Source organism: Streptomyces sp. RP5T, assembly GCF_003933965.1.
Classification (GTDB): domain Bacteria; phylum Actinomycetota; class Actinomycetes; order Streptomycetales; family Streptomycetaceae; genus Streptomyces.
The window spans coordinates 1-10,620 of the sequence record NZ_RSAJ01000281.1; the positions used below are offsets into that span (position 1 = coordinate 1).

Sequence of the window (10,620 nt, forward strand, 5' to 3'; positions counted from 1 at the left end):
CCCTGGACCGGCACCGGCCCCGCCCCGTCGTCGCCTTCCACCCCGGCACCCTCGGCCTCGGCCCGCAGTGCGCGTTCTCCAAGCAGCTCGCCGGGGCGTTCCAGGACGAGTACGAGGGCGACAACATCGCGGCCCTGCTCAAGGCCGGGTACGCGGTCGCCGCGACCGACGGCCCCGGGTACCTCGACGGCCAGACGCACCGCTATGTCGCCGGCACCGACTCCGGGCACGCCCTGCTCGACATCGCCCGCGCCGCCCCCGCGGTACCGGGCAGCGGCCTGTCCCGGCAGGCCCGCGTCGGCCTGTGGGGCTACTCCGAGGGCGGCGCGGCCAGTCTGTGGGCGGCCCAGCTGGCGGCGGCCTACGCGCCCGAGCTCGACGTGGTCGGGGACGCCTCGGGCGGCGTTCCCGGTGACCTGAAGCAGGTGGCGGCCGCGCTCGACGGCAGCGCCTTCTCCGGCTTCCTCGCCGACGCGGCCCTCGGCATCCAGGCCGCCTACCCCACGCTGCCCTTCGACTCGCTCCTCAACGACCAGGGCAAACAGGCCGTGAAGACCGCCAGGTCCGTGTGTCTGGTCGGCACCGTCACCGGCCTCGCGGGCAAGAGCATCAAGGACTTCACCACGGCCGGGCTCACCCTCGACCAGCTCTACCAGCAGCGCGGCAGCGACGGCCGCACCTGGGGACAGGTCCTGGACGCCCAGAAGCTCGGCGTGAACCTCGCGGCCCACCGGATCGGCTTCCCCGTCCTCCAGTACCGCGGCGCCCTCGACGAGGTCATCCCCACCGCCACCGAGGACGCCGTGCGCGCCGCCTACTGCGCGGCCGGGGTGCGGACCGGCTGGAAGATCTACCCCGGCGACCATCTGCTCACCGACAACCAGGCCGTGGGCGACGTCGTCTCCTGGCTCGGCGACCGGTTCGCGGGCAGAGCGGCCCGGAGCGACTGCTGACGCCCCGGCCCCTCACGACGACGAGGGCGCCCGGAGTGATCCGGGCGCCCTCGTCGTCGTACGGGAAAGGTCAGCGGGCCTTGCCGCCGCCCTTCGGCAGCTTCATGCCCTTCGGCATCGGGCCCTTCGGCAACGGCATGTTGCTCATCAGGTCGCCCATCGCCCGCAGCCGGTCGTTGGTGGCGGTCACCTGGGGGCCGGTCAGTACGCGCGGCAGCTTGAGCATCGTGGTCCGCACCTTCTTCAGGGGGACCTGGCCCTCGCCCGTGCCGACGACGATGTCGTGCACCGGCACGTCCGCGACGATACGGTTCATCTTCCGCTTCTCGGCGGCCAGCAGGCTCTTGACCCGGTTCGGGTTGCCCTCGGCGACCAGGACGATGCCGGCCTTGCCGACGGCCCGGTGCACCACGTCCTGGCTGCGGTTCATCGCCACCGCGGGGGTCGTCGTCCAGCCCCGGCCGATGTTGTCCAGTACGGCCGCGGCGGCACCCGGCTGCCCTTCCATCTGCCCGAACGCGGCCCGCTCGGCCCGGCGCCCGAACACGATCGCCGTACCGAGGAAGGCGAGCAGGAAGCCCAGGATGCCGAGGTAGACCGGGTGGCCGATCAGGAAACCGATGGCGAGAAAGACGCCGAGGATGAGGAGGAAGACACCCGCGAGTACCAGGCCGATCTTCTTGTCGGCCTTGCGGGTCATCTTGTACGTCAGGGCGATCTGCTTCAGTCGCCCGGTGTTCGCGGCATCCGCCGCACTGTCACTTCTCGCCATGCCCAGAAGTCTACGTGGCCCGGCAGGCGTGGACGACGGCAGTGCCCGCCCCTCGCAGGGGAGGCCTCAGGAGCTGATGGTGAAGGTCTGGTCCAGGATGCGCTGGGCCTCGACCCGGTCCTTGGCGCGGCGGCGGTCCTCCAGGACGGAGGTCCAGGCGTTGCGGCGGGCGGTGCGCTGGCCGCTGCTCATGAGCAGCGACTCGACGGCACGCAGTGCAGTGGTGAACGACGGGATGGCGGTGGCGCGAACCGGCGCGGCCTGCATGATGACGGTTCCCCCTCGGGATGACGGCTCTGGTGAGTGGTGCACGGGGTGTACAGCCAGGGTCACTGATTGGTGTTACCAGGGCGTGACCGACCGGTCAAACGCCCATGAAGCCCGGATGGTTCGCCCGATAACGTGGACGCGGCCCCGATGACCCCCCTATCTGCGGGGATGTCCGGGACCGCGTCAATCGGCCACTACCGAGGGGTAGTTGCTTGTGCTGGGATTCACACGTTTGGAGTGGCACTCCGTGCCATTCGGGGGACGCTCAGACGGCCTGCGAGGCGACGTACGCGCCACGCTTCTCCACGGCCATCTGGTAGAGCCGGCCCGCTCGGTAGGAGGACCGGACGAGGGGTCCGGACATCACACCGGAGAAGCCGATCTGCTCGGCCTCCTCCTTCAGCTCCACGAACTCCTGCGGCTTGACCCAGCGCTCCACGGGGTGGTGGCGCACCGACGGGCGCAGGTACTGCGTGATGGTGACCAGCTCGCAGCCGGCGTCGTGCAGCTGCCGGAGCGCCTCGCTGACCTCCTCGCGGGTCTCGCCCATGCCGAGGATCAGGTTGGACTTGGTCACCAGGCCGAAGTCGCGGGCGTCGGTGATGACCTTCAGGGAGCGCTCGTAGCGGAAGCCGGGGCGGATGCGCTTGAAGATCCGCGGGACCGTCTCGACGTTGTGCGCGAAGACCTCGGGGCGGGACTCGAAGACCTGCTGGAGCAGCTCCGGCACGGCGTTGAAGTCGGGGGCCAGCAGCTCGACCTTGGTGCGGCCGGCCTCGCGGGCGGCCGTCTGCTCGTGGATCTGGCGGACCGTCTCGGCGTACAGCCAGGCGCCGCCGTCCTCCAGGTCGTCGCGGGCGACGCCGGTGATGGTGGCGTAGTTGAGGTCCATGGCGACCACGGACTCGCCGACGCGGCGCGGCTCGTCACGGTCGAGCGCCTCGGGCTTGCCGGTGTCGATCTGGCAGAAGTCGCAGCGCCGGGTGCACTGGTCGCCGCCGATGAGGAAGGTCGCCTCGCGGTCCTCCCAGCACTCGTAGATGTTGGGGCAGCCGGCTTCCTGGCAGACCGTGTGCAGGCCCTCGCTCTTCACGAGCTTCTGCATGGCGGTGTACTCGGGACCCATTTTCGCCCGGGTCTTGATCCACTCGGGCTTGCGCTCGATGGGGGTCTGGGCGTTGCGGACCTCCAGGCGCAGCATCTTGCGTCCGTCGGGTGCGACTGCGGACACGACCGGCTCCCTAGCGATTGATTCTTCGGCGTGCTCAAGGGTACGCCCGTGGATTTGAAAGCCCACCGCCTGTCTCAGGCCGCAGGTGTCTTCTCGATCACCCTCGGCTTGAGGTCCGCGTTCTCCAGTACGTCCCTCAGGTGCCGCTCGACGACCGGCAGGACCTCGTCGATGGTCACGTCCCGGCCGAGTTCGTTCGCGAGGGAGGCGACGCCCGCGTCCCGGATGCCGCACGGGATGATCCGGTCGAACCACTTGTTGTCCGGGTTCACGTTCAGCGCGAAGCCGTGCATGGTGACGCCCTTGGCGACGCGGATGCCGATCGCCGCGATCTTGCGGTCCTCGCGGCGCTGGCCGGCGTTGGAGGGGGCGTACTCCGGGCCGTTCAGCCGGGGGTCGAACTCCTCGTCCGTGAGCCGGGGGTCGAAGTCCAGGGAGAGCCCGCCCAGGGACGGCCGCTGTTCCACCGGGTCGCCGAGCACCCAGACCCCGCTGCGGCCCTCGACGCGGGTGGTCTCCAGGCCGAACTCCGCGCAGGTGCGGATCAGGGCCTCCTCCAGGCGCCGTACGTGCGCCACCACGTCCACCGGCCGCGGGAGCTTCTGGATCGGGTAGCCGACCAGCTGGCCCGGGCCGTGCCAGGTGATCTTGCCGCCGCGGTCGACGTCGATGACGGGGGTGCCGTCGAGGGGGCGCTCGTTGTCCGCGGTGCGCCGGCCCGCCGTGTAGACCGGCGGGTGTTCGAGCAGCAGGACCGTGTCGGGGATCTCGTCCTCGAACCGCGCCGCGTGCACCCGGCGCTGCTCGTCCCAGGCCACCTGGTACTCGACCGCGTCCGCACCGAACCCCATGCGGACGAACCGCAACCCACTCACGGCAAGCGCCTCCCTAGAAGGTCGTAAGGCACGAAAGGTGCCTACGCCACTGTACGTCCGGCCCGCGGCCGTCAGCCCTGGGGGCAATCCTCACACGATCGGATGAACGAACGTCGAAGTGTGCGACGGTCTGCTCACTCTCCGCTACATTCGCGCCGTTCGCAGAGGCCATAAGGGCAGCTCACAGGCAATCCGGGCACCACGTGACCACGTGACGGCCCGAAAGGCAGGAGACCGCACCGCAGATGACGGAACGACCCGCGCAGCGCACTCCCAACCGACAGCTCGCCGCGCTCATCGCAGAAGCGGGGTTCTCCAACGCGGGTCTCGCCCGACGCGTGGACCAGCTCGGTCTCGAACACGGGCTGGATCTCAGATACGACAAGACCTCCGTGACCCGGTGGCTGCGCGGGCAGCAGCCGCGGGGCACCACACCCGCCCTCATCGCCGAGGTCTTCACCCGCCGGCTCGGACGCCGGCTCTCCGCGCAGGACCTCGGCCTCGACGCCTGCGCACCCGTCTACGCCGGACTGGAGTTCGCGGCGGGCCCCGAGGAGGCCGTCGACATCGTCAGCGGCCTGTGGCGCAAGGACTCCGGCAGCCACGCCGAACTGCGCAAGATCGCCTTCACGCCGGCCGGCCTGGTGGTGCCCAGCCGCGACTGGCTGATCGGCCGCCCCGACGACCGGGTCGCCCGCGGCGAGCCACCGCTGCGCATCCCGCCCCAGGGGCGCCCGACGGTGCCCCGGCAGCGCGGCCAGGCCGAGCGCGGGCCCGGCCAGAGGGTCACCGGGGGCGACATCGCCGCGCTCCTCTCGGTCGGTGAACTCTTCCGCACCCTCGACGACCAGTACGGCGGCGGGCACGCCCGGCAGGCCCTGGTGCGTTACCTGGAGCACGAGTGCGAGCCGATGCTGCGCGGCACGTACGGCGAGACCACCGGGCGCAGGCTGTTCGCCGCCGCGGCCGACCTGACCCGGCTCGCGGGCTGGACCTCGTACGACATCGCGGCCCACGGGCTCGCACAGCGGTACTTCGTGCAGGCCCTGCGGCTCGCCCAGGCGGCCGGGGACCGGGCCTACGGGGCGTATGTGCTGGTCACCATGAGCCGGCAGGCGGTGTATCTGGGGCACGGCCGGGAGGCGATCCAGCTCGCGCGGGTGGCCCAGCAGGGCGTCGGAACCAGCGCCCCGCCCGTCGTCCAGGCGCTGCTGCACTCGGCCGAGGCGCGCGGGCACGGGGTGCTGGGGGAGGTGCGGGCGTGCACCGCCTCGCTGGTGCGCGCCGAGCGGGCCCTGGAGACGGCCCGCCCCGGTGACGAAGTCCCGCACTGGGCACGGTTCTTCGACGAGGCGCAGCTCGCGGACGAGTTCGGGCACTGCCACCGTGATCTGCAGCAGTTCCGGGCGGCGGCCCAACACGCCGAGCGCTCGCTCCAGTTGCGGGCGCCCGCGTACGCGCGCAGCCGGCTGTTCTGCCGGGTGGTGCTCGCCTCCGCACGGCTGGGGCTGGGGGAGTTGGACCAGGCGTGCGCGCTGGCCGCGGAGGCCGCCGGGCAGGCGGCCGAGATGCGGTCGGTGCGGGCGGTGGAGTACGTGCGGGACTTCGAGCGGCGGCTGGAGCCGTACAAGGATGCCGCGCCGGTCCGTAGTTACCGCGACCGGGTGGCTGCGCTGGGATAGGAGCCTCGCCGCAGCTCCGACGGTCCGTTGCCGAGTGCCGCGCCGTCGTGGCTGATCGCGCAGTTCCCCGCGCCCCTGACGGGGCGCGGGTGGGCCGTCAGGCTGCCTGAGCCGTCGGAGTCGGGTCCGCTCGGTGCATGGAACCCGACGCGCCCAGGTCCTTGAGGATCGCCGTGGTCGCCCGGTGGGCCGAGTGCAGCGCTCCCTGGACCGTGCTGGTGTCCCGGTGGTCGCCGCACACGTACAGGCCGGCCAGGAGACGTACCGGGCGGCGCAGGTCGTGCGGGGCGGGCATGGCCGGTACCGCCTCCCTTGTGTGGTGCACGGCCAGGGTCTCCCAGCGGTGCGTCGAGGTGCCGTAGAGGCGGGCCAGATGGGTGCGGACCGCGGTGTCCAGGTCCGACGGGGGCTCGCCCAGGACCGTCGAGGAGATCAGGGCCCGGCCCGCGGGGGCCCGGCTCGGGTCGACCTCGCTGATCACCGCCGTGTGCGCCACCGGGCCACCCCGGTCGGCGTCCAGCAGCAGGGCGGAGCCGGTGCGGGGCGGGTCGTCGCTCGTGTGGTGGACGACCGTCACCGGGTGGAAGTCCGGTACCCGCAGCCCCGGCAGCAACCGGGCCGCGGCCCGCGCGTCCGTCGCCAGCAGCACCGCCCGGCACCGGATCTCGCCGTGCTCGGCCGTGGTCACCGAGGTGGTCGAGACGGACGTCACCCGCACCCCCGTGCGCACGGTCCCCGCCGGCAGCGTCCGCGCGAGCAGTTCGGGCAGCGTCTCCGCGCCCCCCTCCGGCACACACAGCCGTCCGCTCGCGAAGGCCCGCAGCGCGAGGTCGGCGCACCGGCTGGACGTCGTCAGCGCGGGGTCGCACAGCAGCGCGGCCAGCAGCGGGCGCAGAAAGCCGTCGATCGTGCGCGCGGGCAGCCCCCGAACCGCGAGCGCCTGTCCGGCGGGCAGCTCCGGGCGGGCGAGGAGGCGTTCCACGGGCACGCCGGCGAGCCGGGTGAGCGCGGCACCGAGCCGGGCCTGGTCGACGGCACCGCCGAGCGGGGCGGCGCCGCGCGCGCTCCGGGGCACGCCCCCCTGGCCGGCCCCGGGCAGCACCCGGAACGCGGCCCTGCGGGACGCCGCCACCAGCCCCGGCCCCGGCACCCCCCGAGGGGCGCTCGCCAGGGCGCGCACCGCACGCAGTGCGCCCCTTGCGCTACGGGCGCCCGCCGGAGCGTCCACCCGGTGGTGGCGCCCGTCCCCGTGCAGCAGGACCCCCGGGGCGAACGGGCGCAGTACGAGCCCGTCGAGCCCGGGGGTCAGGCGCAGTTCGGGATACGCCGTGGACAGCAACTGTCCGATCCGGTCGAGCCGGAAGCCGTCGACCTTCTCGGTCGACATGCGGCCGCCCACACCGGGGGCGGCCTCCAACACCGTGACGGTCACTCCTTGGCTGGTCAGCCGATGCGCCGCGGAGAGCCCGGAGACCCCGGCTCCCACGATCACGACGTCCGCCTGGTACGCGGGCTCAAGCACGTGCCCCTCCTCGAGGTTGCGCGGCCGGTGGAGACGTCATGCCCCCAACAGGCTCCGGGGATACCCGAGTTCGGGTCGAGGGTAGGGCCGCGACCGGTCAGGAACAGTCGCGCATCGACAGGGCACGGTCGCACGCCGGTCGCATGTCGTCACAGCCGGTCGCCGAGGAGGCCGTGGGCGCCGTACGACGCCCCGCGGACACCCCGCGCGTCCGGCGCGTTCCTCAGGCCGCCCGGATCGCCCCCTCGATGTCCGGGAACGCGAACGTGAACCCCGACTCCAGCAGCCGCGTCGGGCGCACCCGCGCGCTGCCCAGCACGTCCCCGGCCATCTCGCCGAGCACGGCCCGCAGGACCGGCGAGGGAACGCTGAACAGCGTCGGCCGGTGCAGCACACGGCCCATGGCCTCGGTGATCTCACGGTTCGTCAGCGGCTCGGGGGCGGTCAGGTTGAAGGGCCCGGACAGCCCGTCGGTCTCCAGCAGGTGGCGGATCGCGGCCACCTCGTCGTGCAGCGCGATGAACGACCAGTACTGGCCTCCGTCGCCCATCCGTCCGCCGAGCCCCGCCTCGAACAGCGGGAACAGCTTGCCCCACGCCCCGCCCCCGCGGCCGACCACCAGACCGGTGCGGGGGAGCGCGGTCCGTACGCCCGCCTCCTGCGCCGGCGCGGCCGCCGCCTCCCACGCCACGCACAGCTCGGGCAGGAAGCCCTCCCCGGCGGGCGAGCTCTCGTCCACGATCCGGTCGCCGGTCTCGCCGTAGTAGCCCATGGCGCTGCCGTTCACGAAGACCTTCGGCGGCTCGTCCAGGGAGGCGACGGCCCGGGCGAGGGCGCTCGTGCCGTTCACCCGGCTGTCGTGGATGCGCTTCTTGTACGCCTCCGTCCAGCGCCGTGATCCGACACCCGCCCCGGCGAGGTTGACCACGGCGTCGCAGCCCGCGAGCCCGGCCGTGTCGACCCGCCCGGCCTCGGGATCCCAGCGGACCTCGCCGTCCCGGGGCTCCCGGCGCACCAGACGCACCACCTCGTGCCCGTCCGCGGTCAGGGACCGCACCAGGGCCGAGCCGATCAGTCCGGACGCCCCGGCCACCGCGATTCTTGAAAGTTGCATGACTTCATCCTGCCTGGTGGGTGCGTAAGAGCGATGTCTGGTTCCGGTACCCCCGCCGTAGGCTGGCGCTCATGTCCCAGTTGTCCATACGCCTCGCCCTCCCTGACGACGAAGAGGAACTGGCCCGCCTCGACCGCGCCGAGTGGTCGCCGCTGCACGAGGTCCTGCCCGAACAACGGCCGCCCTACCGGCCCTTCTTCGACGAGCGCCACCTCCCCGACGACTGCCTGGTCGCCGAGGCGGACCGGCGCATCCTCGGGTACGTCCGTCTCGGTTTCCCGACCGGGCTCGAAGCGAACGCCCATGTGCGACAGATCCAGGGCTTCGTCGTCAGCGCCCGGGCCCGGGGCCGCGGAGTGGGACGGGCCCTGATCCGCGCGATCACCGAGGAGGCCCGCCGCCGGGGCGCCCGCCGCCTCACCCTGCGCGTCCTCGGCCACAACGCCCCCGCCCGACGGCTCTACGAGTCCGAGGGCTTCGCCGTCGAGGGGATCCTGCCCGAGGAGTTCCTGCTGGCGGGGGAGTACGTCGACGACGTGCTCATGGGGCGCCGTCTTTGAGGACCTGGTCGGCCGAGGCCGTCGTACGGCGTCTGCGCACCACCAGGCAGAGTGCGACGCCCGCCATGAGCAGCGAGATCAGGAAGAACACGGGCACGGGAGCCTCCGGGGTGCCATGCGGGACCGTGGCCCCATCATCACGGAGGCGGCCCCGCTACGACGTGACCAGCTCGCCCGTGTCCACCGGTGACGTGGCGTCCGCGGCCTTCTCGGCGTCGCCCGCGACCTCGTCGGCGGTCAGGACGTACCCCGTCTCGTCGTCGGAGGTGGAGCGGGCGAAGACCACGCCGTAGACCTTGCCGGAGGTGGTCAGCAGGGGGCCGCCGGAGTTGCCGGGGCGCACGGTCGAGCGGATCGAGTAGATCTCGCGGGTGACGGTGGCGTCGCTGTAGATGTTCTGCCCGGTCGCCTTCACCCGGTTCGCCACCGTGGCCGCCTGGAGGTTCAGGTCGCCGTCCTGCGGATAGCCCGCGACCACCGCGGAGTCGCCGCGCGAGGCGCTGTCGTCGAAGCGCAGCACCGGGGCGCGCAGGTCCGGGACGTACAGCACGGCCACGTCCCTGTCCGGATCGAACAGCACCACCTTGGCCGAGTACACCTGCCCGACCCCGCCGACCCGGACGCCGGGCTCGTCGATGCCGGCCACCACGTGGGCGTTGGTCATCACGTGCTGCGGTGCGTAGACGAAGCCGCTGCCCTCGCGGCCCTGGGTGCCGGAGGCGCCCTCGATCTTGACGGTGCTGAGCTTGGCGGCGTTGGTGGCGGCGGCCGTGACGCTGTCGCCGGTGGGCCGCGCGACCTCGGCCGTCGATTCGTTCTCGAACGGGTTGAAGACCTGCGGGAAGCCCGCCTCGGTGAGCGCGGAGGTGGCCCGGGAGAACCAGGACGGCGTGGTCTCCGGCATCGAGTCCTGTACGGCGCCGAGCAGCGCTGAGTCCCGTATGGCCGTGGTGACCAACGGGGACGAGGAGGCGCCGAGCACGCTGGCGGCGACCCAGGCGACGACCAGCACGGCCACGGAGTTGGCGGCGGCCCCGCCGACGCCGTCGGCGACCCGCAGCGGGCCCTGGTCCAGCTCCCTGCGCAGCCTGAGCGCCAGGCGTCCCGCCAGTTCGTGCCCCACGGCGGCCGGGACCAGCACCGTGAGCACGGCGGTCACCGTCGCGGCCGTGCTTCCCGGCGTCACCAGGTCCATCATCCACGGCAGCACCCACACGCCCACGATCGCGCCGCCGACGAACCCGGCGAACGACACGCAGCCGGCCACCAGGCCGCGCCGGTAGCCGGAGGCCGCATAGGCGGCGATCACCAGCAACAGCAGGATGTCGAGCACGTCCACGGAGCCGCCCTTCTCTCTCGGAACCTTCAGTACGCAGGCGAGGCGTGCAGTGATCAGCTACGCGCGGGCGGGGCACCGGAACCGGCCACGCCCGCGTGCACCTGGAAAAACGTCGCGGACCAGGATGATGGTTCCACCGGGTGGCACAGCACACATCGCGGGCGGCGCCGATCCGTCCGACAGTGGGACCATGCGTGCCCGAAGAGCCCGGGGGATGCGACGGCGGCGGCCGACCCGAATACGCCACGCGACCCTGCTGGGCCGCGCCCTCCTCAACCGACTGCGCCCAGCCCGTCCGGCCC

General features: G+C 72.6%; 10 protein-coding genes. 3 read left to right on the forward strand and 7 right to left on the reverse strand.

All coding sequences use genetic code 11. The features are described 5' to 3' along the window. A partial coding sequence (locus EHS43_RS25970) for a lipase family protein (protein ID WP_260470716.1) occupies positions 1-953 on the forward strand: 953 nt, incomplete at its 5' end. 70 nt (positions 954-1,023) lie between these two features. On the opposite strand, the gene EHS43_RS25975 is transcribed toward EHS43_RS25970, so the two are convergent. From EHS43_RS25975 to lipB, 4 genes are all read right to left on the reverse strand, one after another. Next, entirely contained in the window at positions 1,024-1,725 is a 702-nt protein-coding gene (locus tag EHS43_RS25975; protein ID WP_125193181.1) for a DUF4191 domain-containing protein, read from the reverse strand. A gap of 66 nt (positions 1,726-1,791) precedes the next feature. Next, complete coding sequence (locus EHS43_RS25980; protein WP_125193182.1) at positions 1,792-1,992, reverse strand: hypothetical protein; 201 nt, start codon at positions 1,990-1,992, stop codon at positions 1,792-1,794. A gap of 268 nt (positions 1,993-2,260) precedes the next feature. Further along, on the reverse strand, positions 2,261-3,226 hold the full coding sequence (lipA, locus tag EHS43_RS25985; protein ID WP_125193183.1) for a lipoyl synthase: 966 nt from the start codon (positions 3,224-3,226) through the stop codon (positions 2,261-2,263). A 74-nt stretch (positions 3,227-3,300) separates the two neighbouring features. Next, the gene (gene lipB / locus EHS43_RS25990; RefSeq protein ID WP_125193184.1) at positions 3,301-4,101 is read right to left on the reverse strand and encodes a lipoyl(octanoyl) transferase LipB; all 801 of its coding nucleotides are present in this window, start codon (positions 4,099-4,101) and stop codon (positions 3,301-3,303) included. A gap of 245 nt (positions 4,102-4,346) precedes the next feature. Between lipB and EHS43_RS25995 the strand changes: the two genes are divergently transcribed. Then, positions 4,347-5,783: a regulator gene (locus EHS43_RS25995; protein ID WP_125193185.1), complete on the forward strand. Its 1,437-nt coding sequence runs from the start codon at positions 4,347-4,349 to the stop codon at positions 5,781-5,783. 97 nt (positions 5,784-5,880) lie between these two features. Here EHS43_RS25995 and EHS43_RS26000 read toward each other — a convergent pair whose 3' ends face one another. Both EHS43_RS26000 and EHS43_RS26005 read right to left on the reverse strand, forming a co-directional pair. Continuing rightward, positions 5,881-7,305 (reverse strand): NAD(P)/FAD-dependent oxidoreductase, encoded by a 1,425-nt coding sequence (locus tag EHS43_RS26000; protein ID WP_125193186.1) that lies wholly within the window; start codon positions 7,303-7,305, stop codon positions 5,881-5,883. Between the two features lie 223 nt (positions 7,306-7,528). Continuing rightward, positions 7,529-8,419, reverse strand: coding sequence for a TIGR01777 family oxidoreductase (locus tag EHS43_RS26005; RefSeq protein WP_185806410.1), 891 nt, complete (start codon positions 8,417-8,419; stop codon positions 7,529-7,531). A gap of 71 nt (positions 8,420-8,490) precedes the next feature. On the opposite strand from EHS43_RS26005, the gene EHS43_RS26010 reads away from it, so the two are divergent. Next, positions 8,491-8,979 carry a GNAT family N-acetyltransferase gene (locus tag EHS43_RS26010; RefSeq protein WP_125193187.1) on the forward strand — a complete coding sequence of 163 codons (489 nt, stop codon included), beginning with the start codon at positions 8,491-8,493 and terminating at the stop codon, positions 8,977-8,979. A 154-nt stretch (positions 8,980-9,133) separates the two neighbouring features. Here the strand turns inward: EHS43_RS26010 and EHS43_RS26015 are convergent, their stop codons facing one another. Next, positions 9,134-10,318 carry a MarP family serine protease gene (locus tag EHS43_RS26015; RefSeq protein ID WP_125193188.1) on the reverse strand — a complete coding sequence of 395 codons (1,185 nt, stop codon included), beginning with the start codon at positions 10,316-10,318 and terminating at the stop codon, positions 9,134-9,136. Between the last annotated feature and the right edge of the window lie 302 nt (positions 10,319-10,620).

Coding starts and splice junctions, on each gene's coding strand:
- EHS43_RS25975 (WP_125193181.1), bottom strand. CDS start 1,725: ATGGCGAGAAGTGACAGTGCGGCGGATGCCGCGAACACCGGGCGACTG.
- EHS43_RS25980 (WP_125193182.1), bottom strand. CDS start 1,992: ATGCAGGCCGCGCCGGTTCGCGCCACCGCCATCCCGTCGTTCACCACT.
- EHS43_RS25995 (WP_125193185.1), top strand. CDS start 4,347: ATGACGGAACGACCCGCGCAGCGCACTCCCAACCGACAGCTCGCCGCG.
- EHS43_RS26005 (WP_185806410.1), bottom strand. CDS start 8,419: ATGCAACTTTCAAGAATCGCGGTGGCCGGGGCGTCCGGACTGATCGGC.
- EHS43_RS26010 (WP_125193187.1), top strand. CDS start 8,491: ATGTCCCAGTTGTCCATACGCCTCGCCCTCCCTGACGACGAAGAGGAA.